This window comes from Hymenobacter negativus, assembly GCF_017571495.1.
Lineage (GTDB): Bacteria > Bacteroidota > Bacteroidia > Cytophagales > Hymenobacteraceae > Hymenobacter > Hymenobacter negativus.
Genome location: NZ_JAGETZ010000011.1, coordinates 37,309 through 57,429 on the forward strand (window position 1 = coordinate 37,309; position 20,121 = coordinate 57,429).

Here is a 20,121-nt window from a genome sequence, read left to right on the forward strand (position 1 = left end):
CCGGCTGGTAAACGCACGCCGCAATACCTAATAGTAGGTATTTTTAATGTTTGCGATTTGACAATAACGCATCAGCAGAAGAGCAGTGCAGAGGGGCAATAGAAGCGCCGGAGCACTTTGGCCGGTGCAACCAGCACGCGGCAATCTGGCGGCCAGACCAGCCCGCCGCCCGCCACAAAATGCAGCTCACAGGGAATCAGGCAGCAGGCTTTTTGGGTTTGGCAAAGCTCCCCCGTCGGGGGTATCTTTGAAAGTGTTGAGGGTTGAATTTTAAGTGTTGAGTTGAAGGCACGATAAAAATTCAACCCTCAATCCTGCGCACTCAATCCTTCCATTATGCCCGTTTTCTCGCACCTCCACAGCCACACGCAATACTCGCTTCTTGACGGCCAGGCCAGCATTGGCGCCCTGATGAAGAAGGCCCAGAAGGACGGCATGCCCGCCGTGGCCCTCACCGACCACGGCAACATGTTCGGCGCGTTCAACTTCGTGGCCGAGGCCAACAAGTACAACGTGAAGCCCATTGTGGGCTGCGAATTTTACCTCGTGGAAGACCGCCACAAGAAGGCCTTCAGCCGCGAAAAGGGCGAGCGCGACACCCGCCACCACCAGTTGTTGCTGGCCAAAGACCAGGCCGGGTACCACAACCTGGCCAAGCTCTGCTCGCTGAGCTTCATCGAGGGCGTGTACTCAAAGTTTCCACGCATTGATAAGGAACTGCTGCTGCAGTACCACGAGGGCCTTATTGCTACCTCGTGCTGCATCGGTGCCGAGATTCCGCAAACCATCCTTTTCGGCACCGAGGCCGAGGCCGAGGAGAAGCTGAAGTGGTGGCTCGATTTATTTGGCGACGACTACTACATCGAAATCCAGCGCCACGGGCTGATGAACTTCGACGGCACCGGCAAGAGCCAGGAAGACGTGAACCAGATACTGCTGGGCTTTGCGAAGAAATACAACGTCAAGGTCATCTGCACCAACGACTCGCACTACGTTGACCAGACCGACTACGCCGCTCACGACCTGCTACTGTGCGTGAATACCGGTGAGGAGCACAGCATCCCTGTCGGCGACATGCGCACCAACTACTACACCCTGATGACCAGCCAGGGTGAGGTGAAATACGACCTGCTCGACAACCTGCGCCGCGACCACTCGCGCGATGAGCGCGCCCAGCGCCAGCTCCGCCGCATCGACGAGGAACTGCAGAAGCCCAAGCCGCACACCCGCTTTGGTTTCGCCAACGACCAGTTCTTCTTCAAGACCCAGGCGCAGATGAACAAGCTGTTCGAAGACGTGCCGGAAAGCGTGGACAATACCAATGAGATTGTCGACAAAATCACGCCCCCAAAGCTGGCGCGCGACATCCTGTTGCCCAACTTCCCCATTCCCGCGCCTTTCGCCAACGCCGACGAATTCCTGCGTGAGCTGACCTACGTGGGCGCTTTCGGCCCCAGTGCGGGCAAGGGCGTCGTGACGATGAGCAAGCCGCCGCGCTACTCCGAACGCACGCCCGAAATCGAGGAACGGCTTGATTATGAGCTGCGCATCATCCAGACGATGGGTTTCGCGGGCTACTTTCTCATTACCCAGGACTTCATCAACCACGGCCGCAACATCGGCGTGGCCGTGGGCCCGGGCCGGGGCTCAGCCGCCGGTTCAGCCGTGGCCTACTGCGTAGGCATCACCAACATCGACCCCATCAAGTACTCACTGCTGTTCGAGCGTTTCCTGAACCCCGAGCGCGTGTCGATGCCCGATATCGATATTGACTTTGACGACGTAAATCGCCAGAAAGTCATTGACTACGTGGTGAATAAATACGGCAAAACCCAGGTTGCCCAGATTATCACCTTCGGTACCATGGCCGCCAAATCATCTATCAAGGATGTGGCGCGGGCGATGGAATTGCCGCTGCCGCAAACCAACGACCTGACCAAGATGGTGCCCGAAAAGCCAGGCACGACATTGGCCGGCGCCTTTGCCGAAAACCAGGAACTGGACATGATTCGGCGCGACGAGTCGCCGGACAACCTGAAGGGACAGATTCTGCGCCTCGCCACGCAGCTCGAAGGCTCGGTGCGCAACACCGGCATCCACGCCGCCGGCGTCATCATCGCGCCGGATGACATTACCAAGTACATCCCGGTTTCGACCTCGAAGGATTCGGACCTGCTCATCACCCAGTTTGATGGCAAGGTGATTGAGAGCGCCGGCATGTTGAAGATGGACTTTCTGGGACTTAAAACCCTGACCGTCATTGTGGATGCTATGAACCTGATTGAGCGCAACCACGGCGTCAAAATCGACATCGACAACATTCCGCTCGACGACGAGAAGACCTATGCGCTTTACCAGCGCGGCGATACCATCGGTACGTTCCAGTTTGAATCCGAAGGCATGCGTCAGTACCTCAAGGACTTGAAGCCAACCAATATTGAGGATTTGATTGCGATGAACGCCCTTTACCGGCCGGGCCCGATGCAGTTCATCCCGAACTTCATCAATCGCAAGCACGGCCGCGAGGAAGTGGAATACCCCCACGAGCTGCTGAAACCCATCCTGGAATACAGCCAGGGGATTATGGTGTATCAGGAGCAAATCATGCAGACTGCCCAGATTCTGGCCGGCTACTCGCTCGGCGGCGCCGACTTGCTGCGCCGCGCCATGGGCAAGAAGGACATGAAAAAGATGGCTCTCGAACGCGAGAAGTTCATCGAAGGCGCCAAAACCATCCACGGCATCCCTGCAAAAAAGGCCAACGACGTCTTCGACGTAATGGAGAAATTTGCGGAGTACGGCTTCAACCGCTCGCACTCCGCCGCTTACTCGGTGGTAGCCTACCAGACTGGTTATTTAAAAGCGAACTATCCAGCTGAGTACATGGCCGCCGTGCTTACCAACAACATGGGCGACATCAAGAAGGTAACCTTCTTCATTGAGGAAGCCCGTAAGCAGGGCGTGCCTGTACTGGGGCCTGATGTGAACGAAAGCCTCTTGAAATTCAACGTAAACCAGGAAGGTGCCATCCGTTTCGGTATGGGCGCAGTGAAAGGCGCGGGCGAACTGGCGGTAGAAAGTATGGTGCAGGAGCGCGAAAAAGCCGGTGAATATTCCGACGTTTTCGATTTTGCTAAACGCGTGAACCTGCGCACCGTGAACAAGAAAACCTTCGAAAGCCTGGCCCAGGCCGGAGCCTTTGATGGCTTCGGCAAGCACCGTCGCCTCTACCTCGACGCCCCCCAAGGCGACCAGAACCTCATTGAAAAGGCCATGCGCGTGGGCCAGCAGCACGCCGCCGCCAAGGAATCGGCCCAGCACAGCCTGTTTGGTGCGGGTGCTTTCGGAGCGGTGGCCGCACCGATGCCCAAAATCCACGAGATGGAGCCCTGGAGCAAAACCGAGCAGCTGCGCCGCGAAAAAGAGGTAGTGGGTTTCTATCTCTCGGGGCACCCGCTCGACAGCTTTAAGCTGGAACTAGACGCCTACTGCACCTGTGGCCTGGAAAAGGTGGATGAGATTAAGAATAAGGAATTGGCGGTAGCCGGCCTGATTACCAACGTCTTGTTCAAGACCACAAAGACTGGTCAGCCCTTCTGCACTTTCACCCTCGAAGACTACGAGACCAGCATCAGCCCGGCGCTGTTCCGGGACGACTACACCAAATTTGCGCCCCTTATCAACCCGCGCAACTACCCTAATGAGCAGGTGCCACCCATGTACGTGCGCCTCAAGCAGGAGCTGCGCCGCCACACCCAGGACCAGTGGGACCTGCGCATTCTCAGCATTCAGCCCTTGGCTGACATCGCCGAAAAGATGAGCAAAGGCGTGCGCGTGCGCCTCGACTTGCGCACCGTGACTGCCCTCATGCTCGACCGCCTGGAGGAAGCCATCGAGCACGCACCCGGCGGCAAGCGCCTCGAAATCCAGTTTGTGGAGCCGCACGAACACCTCGCGGTGGATATGTTCTCGCGCCGCTTCCAGATTGAGCCCAAAGCCTTCATTGAGAAGATGAAAGAGCTGGAAATGGAAGTGTGCACATTGATTTAGCGCAACAAAAAAGCTGGGTGGTTTTCTGAGGAATCACCCAGCCGTCCGGTCTAAAATTGGGGTCGAATAACACGTTGCATTCGCGTAATAGGGACTTTGCGTACTGCCATTCCAGACGCCTTATTTGCTGATAGACTACCTATTGGCCGGATTGTGGCTATGCTATATGTACAACCAGTTAGGCCTAGAAATAGGAGCTTCATATTCAGCAATCCATTCCCCTGGTCCACCTATGTCGAGTAGTCGCAGGGTTAGATTCCCTCTCGGTCTTGACAGGTACTCAGCAGCAATAAGCCATGAATAGGTGCGTTTCAGCTGTATAGAACCAGCGGTAGCGAAAGATGCTTCGTTGCGCCCTGCCCGGCGTTCAGATGGAATTTTCTTCCATTCGCCGGGCAAAACCAGCGGTTCTGAACTTTCCACCGCCCACTCTGTTTTACCATCCAATCTGCTACCTTGCGACCCTGTTGGCCGTATACGCCAGACTATTTTTAACCCCAACCCCAATTGAAATGGGACACAAAGCAATTGAAATAACCGACGCCAACTTTGAGGAAATCATCGGCGGCGACAAGCCTGTACTGGTTGACTTCTGGGCCGAATGGTGCGGTCCCTGCCGCATGGTAGGCCCCGTAGTGGAAGAGCTGGCCGGCGAATACGAAGGCAAAGTCGTAGTGGGCAAAGTTGACGTAGATGCCAACCCCCAGACCTCGATGAAGTTCGGTATCCGCAGCATCCCCACGCTGCTGGTTTTCAAGAACGGCCAAATCGTTGACAAGCAAGTAGGCGCTGTGCCCAAGCACGTGCTCGCCCAAAAACTCGAAGCCCAGGTAGCTGTATAAGCAGCCACCAACCGTTTTTAGATAGAAAAGCCCCGCACCAATCTGGTGCGGGGCTTTTTGCTATAGTAGGAGTAGGGAGAGCCAGCTTGCAGGCGCAGCTAGCGCGTTTGGGCGTCGTGCTTCTGGCGGTGGATGGCGCGACTGGCGTGGGCTTCTTCCTTGCGGATGTCCTGGCGCTCGTCGCGGGTTACTACGCCGTCGGCTTTGGCCATGCGCTTATCCTGGCGAATGTCAGCTTCGCGAGCCTTGAGGCGGGCGGCCTCGGGGCGGGTGAGTCCGCCGCTGGCAACACCTTGGCGGATGCGGGCGCGCTCGTTGCGCTGGGCGGCGTTGATGCCGGGCGTAGCGGTTTGAGCGGAGGCGGCTTGGGAGAGCAGCAGCAGGCCGAAAGCAGCCATGAGCGAAAGCAGGTTTTTGTTCACTGGAAAGGAAGTAAAAGGGTGAAACGATGTCGGTTGGAGTGCTTCTTTATGCCAGGGTTTAATGGCGCAGATGCGGAAAGAGCAACTTCAATACTCCCGCTGTAAAAATTAACTACATTGGCAGCCAACTGCGGAGCTAGTTGCCCCGTAGGAGGCCCATCTCTCACCCTTCAATTCTAAATCTTATGAAACGCATTTTCGGTTTCCTGCTTTCTCTGAGCATGCTGGGCGGTTCCGTAGCTCAAGCCCAAGCCCCCGCTGCTACCGTAAACAGCAGCACGAAGACAACCACTACGAAAATGACTCAGCCGGGCACGAAAGTGACCACGAAGTCGAGCACCATGACCAATCCGGCCGGGATGTCGAAATCATCGACTATGACCAAAGGCACGGGCACAGCGAGCAAGTCGAGCACCATGACCACGCCCTCGGGCATGACCAAGTCATCGACCTCTTCGACTTCGAGCAGCACTAAAATGAAGGCCGATGGCACGGCCGACATGCGCTACAAGGAAAACAAGATGAGCACCCAAACCACCACAGGTCCTATGAAAGCCGACGGGTCGCCCGATATGCGCTACAAAGCCAACAAAACCAGTGTGAAAACCACCAAGACCAAGATGTAACGGGTAGTTTTCTCGTATAAAAAAAGCCCTTGTCTGATTCAGGCAAGGGCTTTTTTTATGGGCGATGGACCAGGGTCGTGCGTGCTGCCGAAAGCTGCCATAGCAGCACCCACCGCGCTGGTCCGACGGTGGACCCGTCCTACTGGTTGTCGTTGTTTCCATCACCTGTTCTTCTTGCAACCGGCCGTCGTTTCACCAGGGTTCTTGCTTCAACTGTTCCGACAGTGCAGCCATTCAACCGGAGCGTCGGGCTACTCTGGCGGAGTTCCAACGGTCGGCTTCCTAACTTGCAGCCCATACTTCCAACCCCGTTTTCCCATGCGCTACGCCCCCCTCGCTCCCGAGCTTTTTATTGAGAACCGCCGCCGCTTCCGTGAGCTGCTGCCGCCGGCCTCATTGGCTATTTTCCAGAGCAACGACATTATGCCGACCAATGCCGACGGCACCATGGCCTTTCGGCAGAGCAACGACCTGTTCTACCTCTCCGGTGTCGACCAAGAGGAAAGCATCCTCGTCATCTTCCCGGATGCACGGCTGCCGCAGCACCGCGAAATCCTGTTCCTGAAAGAAACGTCCGAGCACATTCTCATCTGGGAGGGCTATAAGCTGACCAAGGACGAAGCACGCCAGAACTCGGGCATCCAGACCATTATGTGGCTGGAAAACTTTAAATCGGTGCTGCCGGCGCTGATGAACGAGGCCGAAAACGTATACCTGAACTCGAACGAGCACATCCGGGCCGTGGTGGAGGTCGAAACGCGTGATGCCCGCTTCATCAAGATGCTGCAAAGCCAGTACCCCCTGCACAACTACCGCCGTGCCTCACGCCTGTTGCACCAGTTGCGCGCCATTAAGAGCCCCGAGGAAATCCGGGTGATGCGCCAGGCCTGCGATATCACGGGCAAGGCGTTTCGGCGGCTGCTGGGCTTTGTGAAGCCGGGCGTGTGGGAATTTGAGATTGAAGCCGAAATCGTGCACGAGTTCATGCGCAACCGCAGCCGCGGGCCGGCCTATGGCAGCATCGTGGCCAGCGGCAAAAATGCCAACGTGCTCCACTACACCACCAATGACAACCAGTGCCAGGACGGCGACGTGATTCTGCTAGACTTCGGCGCCGAATATGCCAACTACGCCGCCGACCTCTCGCGCTCGATTCCCGTCAATGGCAAGTTCACTACCCGCCAGCGCCAGGTGTACGACTCGGTGCTGGCCGTGATGGCCTTTGCCAAAACCCGCCTTGTGGCCGGCAACGAGATTGAGGAGTACCACAAGCAGGTGGGCGAGTGCATGGAGCAGGAACTCATCAAACTCGACCTGCTGAATGCCGCCGATGTGAAAAATCAGGACCCTGCGGCGCCACTCTATAAGAAGTATTTCATGCACGGCACCAGCCATTACCTTGGCCTCGACGTACACGATGTGGGCTATAAGTACCGCACCTTCGAGGCCGGCATGGTGTACACCGTCGAGCCCGGCATCTACATTCCCGAAGAGGGCCTGGGCATTCGGTTGGAGAACGATATCCTCATCACTGCCACCGGCAACGAAGACCTGATGGCCGACATTCCGCTGCAAGCCGATACAATTGAGGACTTGATGGCGCAGGGACGATAGGTGTTGCTATAAGCTAACCTACGTTGCGGGTCATGGGCCCCGATGGGAGAGCTTCCGCACCAACTTTTATACATCTGCCCCTGGTTCCTGAAATCAAGATAACAACGCATCAGCAACGAGGCGGTCTTCTTGATTTCAGGAACCAGGGGCAGATTAGGTATCAGGTGCGTCCCGCCGATAAAGTTACATATGATTTCGACGTCGGCTTTGTTGTAGCAGTAAATCCGCGGTGCTCCTTCCTGTCGGAAGCCATTTTTTGGCCAACCCTTGCAACTACCCGTTCAGCGACCCGGAGCCTAACTGGAGGGAGCCGTTCAGACTGGCGTAGTTGAGGGCAAAATCGTCCTCATCAGTCCACTTAATAGGGTCGGTGGCATTCAGGATGAAGTCGTTGACTGATGGGGCGTCGTCGGTGCCCAGGGTTTCGATGAGCTCGGGCGTGACCATCACCACGCCCACCAGCAAGCCGATGACGATGCCGGCGGCCAACAAATCGGTGCCCCCGCTCATCACCGTGACCACGATGCCAACCACAACGACCACCACAGCGGCAACGGCCTCGGTTATGATGGAGCCAGTGGTCTGCTCCGTCCAGTTTTCGGTCACGGGGGTGCCCACGGGCTGGAAGTTGAGCGACGGTGCCCCGCCGCCTGTAGTGGTCAGCACTAGCTCGTACACATACGTGCTCTGGGCGTAGGCATCAATGCCCAGCACAATGGTGGTTTTGGTGGTGGCATCCATGGTAATCTGCTGGCCCAGCAGCGACAGCGTGAAGCCGGTGAGCAAGGGCGAGTAGGTGCTGCCGTCGCTTTCCACTTCCTGCAATTTCACCGGGTTGAGGAGTGAAATGGATTGGTCATCGGCAGCTACCGCGAAATCGGCCACGGTAGCGCCCGGGAAAATAGTGGGCAGCAGCGGCAGAATCAGCTGGGTCAGGAAACGCTCCGACGAGATGAGGAAGCCGGCCTCCGAACCCAGCGGGATGGCATTGGGCGAGAGCTGTTCCACCAGGCCCGTGGGGCTGCGGGCCGTGCCGTTGTCGGAGGTCATGCACAGGATGCCCAGCACGCTGGTATCGTCGGTGGGGCCGTCGAGGTAGGCGTAGTCGGTATAAGTAGGCATTAGCCACTGAAACTGGCCCTGGTCGGCCTCCCGATTCAGGTTGACCTCGGCGAAGATGTAGGCAAAATCGGCGATGTGGGCCTCAAACCAGGATTGCAGCACCCCGCTCACCAGTGCATTCGTCACAAAGTCCATCCCGGCAAACGTCATTGTGACAATGCTGACGGCGGGGTTGTTGGGCGCGCTGGTATCGGGCAGGTACTTCACCATCAACTGATGAAACGTCCCCATCGAGGCCTTGGCATCGGCCACGGTATGCGGCACGTATTGCAGGTGCAGTTCAATCACGCAGCTGCCGTTGGTGTAGTCCAGGGTGGTGGTGCCCGACACGGCCGTGAGCGTGGGCATCGGGATGAGCATGTGCAGCAGCTTGCCGTCGCCGCCTCGGCATACCTGCCAGGCCCCGAAGGTGCCACTGATACTCACACCGCCCTGCGAGTAGGCAAACGTCGTGGGCGAGCTGCCCTGCTTCACAATGGCCGCGTTGAGCTGCGGAATGGTGAGGGCATATGCCGTGTCCCAGCCGTAGGTATCGGCGAGCTGGGCGGCCGGGGGCGGGTTGGTGGTTGTGCTCATGGCTAATTAGCTGGGCGTGCCCGCAGTGAAGTTGATGCCAATTTGCATGGACTGATTCAGCCCGGCCGAGACCATTTCGTAGCCCGAGGTATTGGGCCAGGTAATGGGGCTGATGGCCTGTTCGGCAAACTCGTCGAGCGAAGGAATGTCCGTCGGGTCGGCCCCGATGTTGGTAAGGATGAGCGGAATGCTGCCGATGCCCGCGCCAATGGCCCCGCCAATCATCGAGCCCAGCATTTTGGGCCCCATGCGCCGCAGGAAGCCTTTGGCGGCGGTTTTTCCTCCATCACCAGCCAGCTCATTCGCTACTTCGGGAGCCGCTACGGCGGCGTCTTCGGCCAGTACTTCCGGAGCGTTAAGGGCCGCAACCTGCACAACCTCATCTAGGCTGGCGTCGGCCGCAACTTCTGTACCGCCATCGGCCAGGGCGTCGCCGGCGCCGTCGACAATGGCTGTTGTCATAGTGTCCGTCGCCGCTTCGGCACCAGCCGTTACGGCCGCATCCACGATGCCGCCGAGCACGGCACCAATCACCGCCCCGGCGATGGAAGCGGCAATGGTGATGCCGATATCGGCCCAGGAGCGACCTTCCGACAGCGTGATGGAGGTGCGCAGTGTGGGCGTGTAGAGCAGGTCCATTTGCAGCTGGTGGCTGCTGTTGGACGACAGCACGTAGATGCCTTTGTAGTCGATGTGGGTGTACACGCCCAGGCCGCTTTCGTACACGATGTTGGTGAAGCTGATGGACAGTTGCTGGCCCAGGATGGAGATGGAGAAGTTCTGCGCGTCGACCTTGGCGTTGTAGTTATTGTCGTCGTCGTCGGTGAGGTTGAAGAACAGCGGGGCCGTGTTCACAATCGACGTGTTATCGTTGCCCACCGTAAAGTCGGCCGGGCTGGCGTTGTAGAACAGCAGGTATACGCCGGGCAGCAGCATCTCGGTCAGGAACCGCTCTTCCGACACCAGGAAGCCGCCGTTGCAACCGCTCGGAATGGCATCGGGCGATATCTGGTGCGAGGTGGGGGCGGGGTACTGCGCAATATTGCGCGTCATGGCCAATACGCCGAATATACTGGTTTTCAGTGAGGCGTTGTCTACCACGGCATAGCTCACGTAGGTAGGCTTCAGCCACTGGAAACCCGCTTCGTCATCCGAAAGCACCACGTTGAGGTCGGCTACGGCAAAGACGTGGTTGAACACCTGAAGATTATCCTGGAGCCATTCCAGCAGCGCCCCCTGGATGGTGGCCACCACCGTCGAATCCATGTGTTTTTGGTCGAGAGTCAGCTCCTCAATCGAAACTATCGGAACGTTGTTATCGGTGCTCTGCGTCAGGATTTGCAGCAGCTTGCTGTCGCCGGTCCCGGTGCCGGTGGGGCTGCCTGGCTGCGGAATGTAATTCATCTTGACCTCGATGATGGCCGTGCCGCTGAAGTGGTAGGTGTTATCTGACGAGGGAAAAGTGGCCACGCCGTTGTTTAGTGGCAGGCTCATCCACACGTTCTGGCCGTCGCCGCCTTCCGTCACCTGCCAGTCGCCGAAGTTCGCGCTTACGGTGTAGGGCCCGGCCAGCGAATGCTCGGAGCCGCCGCTGATGCTAAAGGAGGGGGGCGACGACTTCAGGGCCACAATGGCCTGGTTCACGGCTTCGTAGGTCAGTGCCGAAACACTATCCCAGCCATTGGTCGAAATGGGGTTGCTGGTGGTGCTGGTGGTACTCATAGGGTTAAAAAATGAAGGTGAAAAGTGAAAAATGAATGGGGGTTGAATGAGTATTATTCAGCCTGTCAGGCCGGCAAGCAGGAGGGGCACGCCGAGCGCAGCCAAGGCAGCTCGCATGGAGGAGTAAGCCAATCGCAATGAAGTAGTAATGACACGCGAGCTGCCTCAGCTCCGTTCAGCACGACTGTTATCCGACTTTCGCTGCTTGGACCGGCTACATGGTGCCCTGCATGTAGAAGCTGTCGCTGAGGCCACCGGCCTTCACGGTCAGGTGGTTCATGCCGGTCCACTTCACCACGTCGGGCGACATGCCGGCGAAGCTGCGGGTGCCCGTCATGGTGTTGAGCTGGTCGGCGATGTCGTCGGCGACGAAATGCACCACGGCCATCGTAATGACGTCGACCAGGCCCAGAAACAGCACTTCTTCCCAGGTCGGAATATTGTCGTCGTGGGTTTCGGTCGGGTTGGGGTCGTCGTTGAAAGTGAACGTCTGCTGGCTGGCATTGAAGACCATCGCATTGTTCGAGGTGACGGTGAACGTCATCGAAATTCCCACGCCCAGGTCGCAGTTGCCGCTCGTAACCGAGTGCAGGGCATTGCCGGACACGGTCATATTCAGAGATGTAATCTTGGGGTTATACTCAATCAAGCCCGATTTCACCTCATCCGTATCGAACGACTGGGTATTAAGAATGGCGTTCTGGCCGGAGTCGTAGTGGAAGGTGCTGGCCGTGGTGCCGTGCCCAAACACGCCGGGCAGCGTAGGCAGAATGACCCCACGTAGAAACTGGCTCGACGAAATGGCCATCGACCAGTCGTCGGCCGGGTTGAGCAGCGAGGGGTCTACGTTGCGGCTCAGTTTGCTTACATCCTGCGCCGTGGTCATGCTCAGGATGGAGAGGTACTGGGTGCTGCTCCCCACCGGCACCTGGTAGCTGAACACCGACTCGACGGGCGTGAGCCAGCTGTTGGCGCTAGGCGTGAGGTCGATGGTGGCAAAGATGTAGGTGATGGCCGCCTTATTGGCCAACAGGCACTGAATGAGGGCGTCGCCGAGCAGCGTGTCGTAGCTGGTAGGCACCCGTTGGTTGGGGTCGTCGGTCCGGATGTAGACAATGCCGCTGCTGTCGTTGGTAGCCGTACCGCTGAAATCGAAGGCCAGTTCCTGCGTTTGGGGCGTCACGGTACTGGGCAGAATGGCAAGCGGAATCTGCACTTCCACAGCCACACCATCGAGTTGGTAGGTGCCAAGGCCCGATACGTTCATGGTCCCGCTCTGAATCGGGAGTTTCAGCTGAATAATGCTGTTGGAGCCACCCGGCACAATCTGCCAGGGCGAGAACGTACCCTGAATCTGGGTGGGGGCCAAGCCGCCTGTATAGTTGAAGTTGAAGGTTTCGAGCAGCTTGCTCATGTTGGCCGCTAGCTGCTTATTGGCAGCCGGCACCGACAGCGCGAAAACGCTGTCCCATCCGTAGGTGTTCATTGTCAGAAAGGGGAAAAGGTGAGGAGCCACTGCCTGGCCCAGATGGCGATTGCCGGACAAGCTAACTGCCCGTAGCAGACCGGGTAAGCAGCGCCGTAATCGATGGCAAAGGTGGGCGGCCCCTACAGCTGACAACGGGGCAAAAAGGCCCGTTTTGCTAAACCAGGCGCTTTACTGGGGTAGGCCGGGTATATTTACCCAGTTGGCTAAAACGGGTATTTCTACGGGGTGCCATCTGCAGCAAAAGGCGTCATTTTGCAGCTCAACTTTTCACAAATCTTTCATGCAAGCCACGCAAAAAGAGTCGGACTGGACTCCGCTCTCCATTCCCCTCGACCTCGCCCAAAAATGGGTCACCAGTTGGATTGATGCCGATGCCCAGGGAGCGGCCATCGACCCCACCGAAATGCGGGCCTTCGTTGTGCGCCGGGCCGATTTTATGGAACTGCTGGCGCAGCAGGACACTGAATTCATTCGGATGTACGTGGGCCGCAAAGAGGACCCCGAAATCGACCACCTCCGCCCTTGCTTGGTGCTGGTATCGGCGGCCAAGCAGAAGAACGTTCAGCCCGATGCCCCGCAGCCGGAGCTTATCGTTGACCTCATCGGCCCCACGATTATCAACCAGGATGGCATCGTTACCGACGTGGATTACAAAGTTTTCGACTTCTCACACTGTTGCCCGCCGGAGTGCTATACCGAAAGCCCCCTCTTCATCGGCGCACCCGACGAGCGGTGCGCTTAGCTGATTGTTGGTGCTTGCTTATTAGTGCCTGGTGCATGGCTGTAAGGCATAAAAGGTCGTTTGTTGCCCTGAACATTTTGTGCAACAAGCACTAACGACCACATACCAAGCACTAATAAGCAAGCATCAATAACCAACCCCCGCTACTATGCAGCCCTTCTTTCTGTGGATGCTCAGCAATGGGTCGTACTTCCTGCTGATTTCGGTTGGTATTGCCTTGGTGCGGCTGCGCTACCTGACGGGCTACCTGGGTTTCGTCGGGTTGTTTGTGGGGCTGGCTGCCGTGGGCGAGCTTTTCTCCTTTCTCACGGCGCGCGTGCTGCACATTCCCAATCTATACATTCTGCACACGTACACTATTCTGGAATTCAACGTCATTGCTCTGTTCTACCACCATTTTTTTGCCCGTTTCTATCCCCGCTGGCTAGTGCCGGGGCTGATGGCCGGGTTTACGGTATTGGCCGTGCTGAACAGCATTTTTCTGCAGGACCTTACCCATTCCAATACCTACGCCCGCAGCCTGGAAAGCCTGCTGGTCATTGCCCTGGCGCTGCTTTGCTACTACAAAGTGCTGACCGAGCTACCAGCCAAGCGGCTTAACCACTACCCTGTATTCTGGATAAATACCGGCCTGCTGCTCTATTTTGCCAGCAACATCTTCTTCTTTATGCTGAGCAATGCCCTACTAAAACAGCCTAAACAAGTTAGCTTTATGGCCTGGGGGCTGCACGCGCTACTCATGGCCCTGATGCACTTGTTTATTGGTATCGGCTTATGGTTCAGTCCGCGTCCGCGATAGATTTATACATGCTCGTTTTTGGTGGGGCCCTGGCCCTGGCGCTGCTGGTAGCCGGGGTAGTCGGCTTTCTCTTTCTGTACCAAAAGCGGGTTTCAGAGCAGGAATTGGTGGTCCGGGAGATGCAGTTGGGGTTGCAGCAGCAGGTGGTGTACCGGACCCTGGATGCGGTGGAAGACGAGCGCAAGCGCGTGGCCCGCGACCTACACGACGAAATAGGCGCTGCTCTTTCGGCCATGCGCCTGCTTGTGACGCAACTTGCCCAGCATACTCCGCCCACCCCGGAGGCCGCCAATCTGACCACCCGCTTCAAGGACGTTATCGACAACACTATTGACAGTATCCGGCGGATTTCCAACGACTTGCTCCCGCAAGGGCTGGAGGAACTGGGCCTGACCTATGCCCTCGAAGGCCTTTGTGAAGCTGCCATGGCACTGTCCGATGTCGACATTGAGCTGCGCGTCGATACCGAGCCGGCCCTTTCCAACCGGCGCGGCCTGCTAGTGTACCGCCTGGTGCAGGAATTGCTCAACAACGCCCTTAAGCACGCTGCGGCCTCCGAAATCAAGCTGAGCTTGCACCACGAAGCCCAGCAGGTCCGGCTGCACTACGCCGACAACGGCCAGGGCTTCGACTTCGAACAGGCCTACCAGCGCCGCAGCTTCGGCCTGAAAAACATCGAAACCCGCGCCCAGATGCTTGAGGGCACGGTTGCCTTCGATACCCAGCCTGCCCAGGGCCTGCGCGTAACCTTGTCTATTCCACTAACTGCCTGATTTCCATGTCTACCATTCGCGTCGCGATTGCCGACGACCAAAGCCTTTTCCGCAAAGGCATGATGGCCATCATTAATGAGTTTGAAGGCGTTGAGACCACCATCGAAGCCGACAATGGCCAGCGCCTGCTCGATGCCCTCGCCACGGCCGCGCCCCTGCCCGATGTGGCCTTGCTCGACCTCTCAATGCCCGACCTGAACGGTGTTGAAACGACTAAGCTGATTCGCCGGCATTACCCTCAACTGAAAGTCATCATCTTATCGGTTTACGGCGAAGACCGGTTTGTGACGCACCTCATGGACCTGGGCGTAAATGCCTATCTTTTCAAGAACGTGGAGCCGCTGGAAGTGGAGCGGGCCATTCGGGCCGTGGTCGAAAAGGAATTCTATTTCAACGAGGCTTTCCTCACGGCGATGAAGAACCGAATGCTCGTGAAAAAGCCCCGCCGCCTGCTCACCGAAAACGTGGTAGCCATCCTCACGGCCCGCGAAAAAGACGTCCTGGACCTCATCTGCAAGCAGATGACAGCAACTGAAATTGCCGAGCGGCTTTGCGTGAGCGTACGCACCGTAGACGGCCACCGTACCAATCTCCTTGAGAAAACCGGTGCCCGCAACACGGCCGGCCTCGTGCTCTTCGCCATCAAGCACGGCCTCCTGGACCCCGCCGATTTGCTGTAAATTAGGCTACTTACTGGTTGCCTGCACCAGCTGCGGCAGGTACTTGCCCAGCGCTTCCACCTGCGAGCGGGTGAAATTGCCCTGCACCGATACCAGCACGAACGAATCGGCTACATCGGGCAGGCTGCCCAAGGCGGCGAATTCCGATACACTGTTGCCCGAGCCGCGGGTGGAAATGGCGTAGTTGCTGCCACCAAAGCCAGCGGTGGAAAGTGGGTCGTATTTATTATTCTGTAAAATGCCGCTGGCCTCGGCCCGCAAGCCTTGCGCAGCCAGCTCTTTGGCCGAAGAAGTGGTGGGCGTGAAGCTGATAACCTTGGCCGAACGGATGCCGGTGATGCCATTGGTGAGGTCGGAGCCACCGAGGAGCTTGGCGGCCTTCACTAGGGCCAGGCGCTGGAGCAGGTCGGCTGACCATTCGGTGGTTTTGAAGCCTTCGCGGCCGTCGTATTTGGAGAAGAATGAGGCTACGGTTTTGGCTGGCGTACCAGGACCACCGGCGCGGCACCCAGCCAGCAACAGAATTAGAAAGAGAAAGGGGAGGCGGAGTTTGTTGAGCATGCAATGAAGGGAGGGTGAAAGAGGAATAAGCAGCAGTACGAAACCAGTGCGGAAATGATGCCAGGAACGTCAGGCTTCGACTCCGCTCAGCATGACCGTTCTTTATGCTGGTTTAAAAAACCACTGAATTCAGGAAGAATACCTCCCGGTCGGGGCCGTGTTCCATGCGCACGCGCTGGTAGCCGGTGGCCACGAAGCGGCTGCCGAACCAAGGGAGCAGGTCGGCTTGGGAAGTGTCGGCGGTGCGCTCGGGGCTGGTAGTGCCGCTGGCCACACTGCCGGTCTGGATGGGCACCTGCTGGTCGTTGGGGCCCGCTTCGGCCCGGTTTATCAATTTGTAGCGCAGCTTGTCTTCGTCGAGATAGGCCAGCACGAGGCGGCCGTCGGGCAGGCCGCGCAGGCGCACGGCTTCTTCCAACTCGGCCCGGCGCAGGTTTTCTACCACAAAAATATTGTCCCACTGCAGCGTCCCGGTACGGTCGAAACCACAGACCAGCGCATGGGTGGTCTGGTAACCATCGAAAATGCGGGAGCTGGAATAGGGGGAAGTATAATACTGGTTGCCAATGTTATTGCCGGGACCCATGTAGCTGCCGTAGCTGTTGTAGCGGTAGTGTGGGTAGTACACTTCGGCTACCAGCACATAGCCGCCGTCGGGCTGGGGCAGCAGCTCGTGCAGCAGCAGGCGGTAGTGCCACCGCAGCGGCGGCACGGCGCGGGCAATGCGCCGCTCGGTACGCAGCCGCAGCCGGGCCTGGCGGCTGGGCTTGAGGTAGTCAAAAAAGTGCTTGAGGTGTAGGAAGTCGTAGAAGCGCAGCGGTTGTTTCACGCCAGCTGCCGCCCCGGCCGAGGGCCGCAGGTCGGTAGCAAAAAGCCCCTGGGCATAGTCGGCTGGTCCGCGGAGCGAGTAAGTGCCCATCAGCAGGCGGGCGGTGGTGTCCTGTGGCGGCGTTACCTGGGCCGTGATGAGGCTGCGGTCGCTCTCGGCCTGCACAAATTCGGAACTGACGAGCTGGCCTTTGTCGGTGAGTTGCTTGAGCAGCAGGCGGCTCTTGCGGCCGTTGGTCTGGCTTAGCACGTACTCGGCGCGGCGGGTGGCAGCATCGGCCACGAAGGTGAGCTGGGTGGGCAGCGGTTCGTAGACCGATGGCAGGTACTGCATCTGCCCGGTGGCCACGTCGAGCAGCATGGCCGTAACGTGCTGTTGGTCATTGAGCAGCACGGTGGCAAACAGGCGCCCGTCAAGTGCTTTCAGCTCCACTATCTCGCGGGTCAGCTTGGTGTCAAACTGCTGGGTGCGGGTCTGCGCGAAGCGGCCATTATAGGCGGCTACCCATATGCGGCCAGGGGTGCTGTGCGACGAAAACAAGGCGTATACCGTGTTGCTCTCAGCGCACATGCGCGTGAAGTCGAACTCATCGGGCACTTCCAGCGGCGACTCCTGCCGCAGGTGCAGCACCTGGTCGTACTGCTGAAACGCGAACGTGCTTTTGCTGGATAAGGGCTTGTTGCGGCCTATCAGCAGCACCACGGTGCTGTCGGCAGCCAAAGCCTGTACGTGCACTTCGCTTTCGGAAGGCACCAGGGGCAGCTCGGTGCGGGCCGTCTGGACGGGGGCACCGGGCAGTGGCGGCGTAGCCTGAGCCGCGCGCCGTTGGGCCTGCAGCGCTGGCACGCCCGTCAGGCTGCCCATCAACATCAGCAGTAGAAAGTAGCGGAGTTTCATGCCCGTATGCCGTGAAAAGCAACTGAAAATACCAAAGCTCGGATGAGCAGGTAACATACTAAAGTTACGGCCAAGTTCGATGTTTGGTGCTGCGACCTTAATGCGCGCCCAGCGCCAGAATCGTGTCGAATTCTTCGGGCCGCACCGGCAGCACCGACAGGCGCGACTGCCGCAGCAGGGCCAGCTCGTTCAGCCGGGCATCGGCCTTAAGCTGGGCCAGGCTCACGGGCTGGGGGAGGGGCTGCACGGGGCGCAGCTGCACCGCCACCCAGGGCGAGCCGGCTTCGGCGGTAGCATCAGGTGCGGCCAGGGCGGCCACTTCGGCAATGCCCACCACGGCCTTCTCGCTCACGCTATGGTAGAAGAGCACAAGGTCGCCGGGCTGCATGAGGTTGAGGTTGTTGCGGGCCTGGTAGTTGCGCACGCCGGTCCAGGCGGTGCCGTCTTCCTGCACAAACGTAGTCCAGGAGTAGGCTTCGGGTTCAGATTTAACGAGCCAGTGTTTCAAAAGAGGAACTGAATAAGTGGGCGGCTGAGTGGACACGCAAACGGCCGACACTGGCATAGATGCCGGCCGGCCGCTGGTTTGCACACCACAAAGGAAATAAACCGGAAGGCTTTATTCGTAGGGCACTATAAGGCAAAACCCAGGTCGAAGCTTATGATGTTGGCAATGAGGTCGGCCCGGTCCTGCGCGGCGTAGCTGGACGAGCCCGTTTGCTGATAGTGGGCATAGCGCAGGTCCAGGGATTTGAAACGCATGACGCGGGGCAGGCCCTGCGCATTTCTGCCCGGCACATGGAAGCGCCCGATGCCGTACACCGGCGAGTAGCGCAGGCCCAGTCCCACTTTGTTGGCCGAGAAAGCCGACAAGTCGTAATCGGAGGTATAGTATTGGTCGCTGATGGAATGCTGCGCGAACGGCGCGAAGTAGGTGGCAGCCGTCTGCGTATGGTAGCGGTAGAAGGGGTAAAGTACGAAAAATGGGGTCACCTTCACCGGCAGCTCAAGCTCCAGCGTATGGGCCACAACGCCAAAATTGTCGTTATAAAACCGGTAGAAACCCCGAACCTGGACCAGGTCGGTAGCATAATAATTCACGCGCAAACTCACCGGGTATTTGAAGCGCGAGCGGGGCAGCACCTCAGCACGGGCCGCCGTAGCAGCACGGGCCGAAAAGTCGTCGCCCACAGCAGGCGCGAGGTTTCGGTCGGGGTTATCCCGGAAATACACCCGGTGAAACGGCGTGCTCAGTAAGCCATTCTGCGACACCAGCTCGGTGCTGATGGCCGCTTGCAAGCGCTTGGTGAGCACCTGCGAATAAGTAGCGGTAAAGTTGTAGGTCTGGCGCTTGTCTGAGCCGTAATTGCCCTTGCCTGTGCTGTTGCCCGCGTAGCCTTCCCTCAGCTCCAGCGGCTGAATCAGCGTCACCTGGTCAAAGAAAACCTGGCCCGCGAGGCTGAGCTGTCGGTTGCCATCCTGCGAGGTTTTGGCAAACGAGCCGGCCACGTTGAAGGATGAGTAGTCATATTCTTTTGACACACCGGCTCCCACGCCCCAAATGGTACCCTTGGCCTTCTGCTCGCGGCTGTAGCCAACGTCGCCGTGGTAGCGCACGTCGTGCGCCGAGGGTGTGCTGAGCGCAAAATCAATTCGGTCGGTTGAGGCCGAGGAGTAGAAATCCGCCCCCACGTTCACTGAAAGCCGGCTCACGGTATCGAGCGGCACGTTCACGATGATGGCCGGCGGCACATCGGTAAGTTGCTGGGTGCCGCGCCCGCCCTCCACTGCGCCGTGGCTGCCATCCTGCTGGTAATAGCCGCCGATGATGTCGATAGTTGCCTCATCGGCCGCCCGGTTTATGGGCACTGACGGGCTCACGGGGGCCCCGTACCCGTCGATGCGGTTAGGGTTCTGCGTGGTGCCAGTCTGGGCCAGGGCCGGAGTGGCCATGGTGCCCAAGACGAATAAGGGGAGGAATAGCTGCTTCAAGAGAGAAATCTAAAACGTCATGCTGAGCCTAATCAAAGCATTCACTCGAATTGTTCAGCTTATTTAACCAATGTTGCACGTGAGATGCTTCGACTACGCTCAGCATAGCGTTCTGCTGCTGACGGCCTAATTACACCCGCAGCCGCCGCCCACTTTGCCACCGTTGGCGCCGCCGGCACCTTCGCGGTAGCTCTCAAAATTGGTTTCGGGCGTTTCCACTGGCTTGCTGGCCAGTTTCATATCCTCATCGTTGAGGTATACTTTCTGGTAAGCTTTCACCGACACGCAGCTGGGCAAGGCGGCGGACATGGGCAGCAGCAGCAGCGCCAGCACGAGACGGGAGTGGATGGATAATGGGAGCTTTCTCACAATAATCGGTTACGGA

The 20,121-nt window shown here is 58.3% G+C and carries 17 protein-coding genes; 8 read left to right on the forward strand and 9 right to left on the reverse strand.

Annotation, left to right across the window (positions count from 1 at the left end):
* The first annotated feature begins 336 nt into the window (after positions 1 to 336).
* Both dnaE and trxA read left to right on the forward strand, forming a co-directional pair.
* Entirely contained in the window at positions 337 to 4,050 is a 3,714-nt protein-coding gene (gene dnaE / locus J4E00_RS20120) for a DNA polymerase III subunit alpha (protein WP_208177066.1), read from the forward strand.
* 512 nt (positions 4,051 to 4,562) lie between these two features.
* The gene (gene trxA / locus J4E00_RS20125; RefSeq protein ID WP_208177067.1) at positions 4,563 to 4,892 is read left to right on the forward strand and encodes a thioredoxin; all 330 of its coding nucleotides are present in this window, start codon (positions 4,563 to 4,565) and stop codon (positions 4,890 to 4,892) included.
* Positions 4,893 to 4,990: 98 nt separating this feature from the next.
* Here the strand turns inward: trxA and J4E00_RS20130 are convergent, their stop codons facing one another.
* A complete protein-coding gene (locus J4E00_RS20130; RefSeq protein ID WP_208177068.1) occupies positions 4,991 to 5,314 on the reverse strand; it encodes a hypothetical protein in 324 nt (107 codons plus the stop codon).
* A 185-nt stretch (positions 5,315 to 5,499) separates the two neighbouring features.
* Here J4E00_RS20130 and J4E00_RS20135 point away from each other — a divergent pair, with 185 nt between their 5' ends.
* Positions 5,500 to 5,940 carry a hypothetical protein gene (locus tag J4E00_RS20135; RefSeq protein ID WP_208177069.1) on the forward strand — a complete coding sequence of 147 codons (441 nt, stop codon included), beginning with the start codon at positions 5,500 to 5,502 and terminating at the stop codon, positions 5,938 to 5,940.
* 318 nt (positions 5,941 to 6,258) lie between these two features.
* Complete coding sequence (locus J4E00_RS20140; RefSeq protein ID WP_208177070.1) at positions 6,259 to 7,554, forward strand: aminopeptidase P N-terminal domain-containing protein; 1,296 nt, start codon at positions 6,259 to 6,261, stop codon at positions 7,552 to 7,554.
* A 273-nt stretch (positions 7,555 to 7,827) separates the two neighbouring features.
* Here J4E00_RS20140 and J4E00_RS20145 read toward each other — a convergent pair whose 3' ends face one another.
* The 3 genes from J4E00_RS20145 to J4E00_RS20155 all read right to left on the reverse strand — a co-directional run bounded on the left by J4E00_RS20145 (position 7,828) and on the right by J4E00_RS20155 (position 12,460).
* Positions 7,828 to 9,252, reverse strand: coding sequence for a TULIP family P47-like protein (locus tag J4E00_RS20145; protein WP_208177071.1), 1,425 nt, complete (start codon positions 9,250 to 9,252; stop codon positions 7,828 to 7,830).
* Positions 9,253 to 9,258: 6 nt separating this feature from the next.
* Positions 9,259 to 10,974, reverse strand: coding sequence for a TULIP family P47-like protein (locus J4E00_RS20150; RefSeq protein ID WP_208177072.1), 1,716 nt, complete (start codon positions 10,972 to 10,974; stop codon positions 9,259 to 9,261).
* Between the two features lie 214 nt (positions 10,975 to 11,188).
* Positions 11,189 to 12,460 (reverse strand): TULIP family P47-like protein, encoded by a 1,272-nt coding sequence (locus tag J4E00_RS20155; protein WP_208177073.1) that lies wholly within the window; start codon positions 12,458 to 12,460, stop codon positions 11,189 to 11,191.
* Positions 12,461 to 12,743: 283 nt separating this feature from the next.
* On the opposite strand from J4E00_RS20155, the gene J4E00_RS20160 reads away from it, so the two are divergent.
* The 4 genes from J4E00_RS20160 to J4E00_RS20175 all read left to right on the forward strand — a co-directional run bounded on the left by J4E00_RS20160 (position 12,744) and on the right by J4E00_RS20175 (position 15,457).
* Positions 12,744 to 13,205 (forward strand): hypothetical protein, encoded by a 462-nt coding sequence (locus J4E00_RS20160; protein ID WP_208177074.1) that lies wholly within the window; start codon positions 12,744 to 12,746, stop codon positions 13,203 to 13,205.
* A gap of 148 nt (positions 13,206 to 13,353) precedes the next feature.
* Positions 13,354 to 14,004 (forward strand): hypothetical protein, encoded by a 651-nt coding sequence (locus J4E00_RS20165; RefSeq protein WP_208177075.1) that lies wholly within the window; start codon positions 13,354 to 13,356, stop codon positions 14,002 to 14,004.
* 8 nt (positions 14,005 to 14,012) lie between these two features.
* Complete coding sequence (locus J4E00_RS20170; RefSeq protein WP_236049977.1) at positions 14,013 to 14,777, forward strand: sensor histidine kinase; 765 nt, start codon at positions 14,013 to 14,015, stop codon at positions 14,775 to 14,777.
* A gap of 5 nt (positions 14,778 to 14,782) precedes the next feature.
* A complete protein-coding gene (locus J4E00_RS20175) occupies positions 14,783 to 15,457 on the forward strand; it encodes a response regulator transcription factor (protein ID WP_208177077.1) in 675 nt (224 codons plus the stop codon).
* A gap of 6 nt (positions 15,458 to 15,463) precedes the next feature.
* On the opposite strand, the gene J4E00_RS20180 is transcribed toward J4E00_RS20175, so the two are convergent.
* The 5 genes from J4E00_RS20180 to J4E00_RS20200 all read right to left on the reverse strand — a co-directional run bounded on the left by J4E00_RS20180 (position 15,464) and on the right by J4E00_RS20200 (position 20,045).
* Positions 15,464 to 16,018, reverse strand: a complete 555-nt coding sequence (locus tag J4E00_RS20180) for a DUF4252 domain-containing protein (RefSeq protein WP_208177078.1) — start codon at positions 16,016 to 16,018, stop codon at positions 15,464 to 15,466.
* Between the two features lie 112 nt (positions 16,019 to 16,130).
* Complete coding sequence (locus J4E00_RS20185; protein WP_208177079.1) at positions 16,131 to 17,744, reverse strand: hypothetical protein; 1,614 nt, start codon at positions 17,742 to 17,744, stop codon at positions 16,131 to 16,133.
* A 97-nt stretch (positions 17,745 to 17,841) separates the two neighbouring features.
* Positions 17,842 to 18,252 carry an EVE domain-containing protein gene (locus J4E00_RS20190; RefSeq protein WP_208177080.1) on the reverse strand — a complete coding sequence of 137 codons (411 nt, stop codon included), beginning with the start codon at positions 18,250 to 18,252 and terminating at the stop codon, positions 17,842 to 17,844.
* A 125-nt stretch (positions 18,253 to 18,377) separates the two neighbouring features.
* Positions 18,378 to 19,736, reverse strand: a complete 1,359-nt coding sequence (locus tag J4E00_RS20195; RefSeq protein ID WP_208177081.1) for a DUF3570 domain-containing protein — start codon at positions 19,734 to 19,736, stop codon at positions 18,378 to 18,380.
* A 126-nt stretch (positions 19,737 to 19,862) separates the two neighbouring features.
* Positions 19,863 to 20,045 carry a DUF4266 domain-containing protein gene (locus tag J4E00_RS20200; protein ID WP_208177239.1) on the reverse strand — a complete coding sequence of 61 codons (183 nt, stop codon included), beginning with the start codon at positions 20,043 to 20,045 and terminating at the stop codon, positions 19,863 to 19,865.
* Between the last annotated feature and the right edge of the window lie 76 nt (positions 20,046 to 20,121).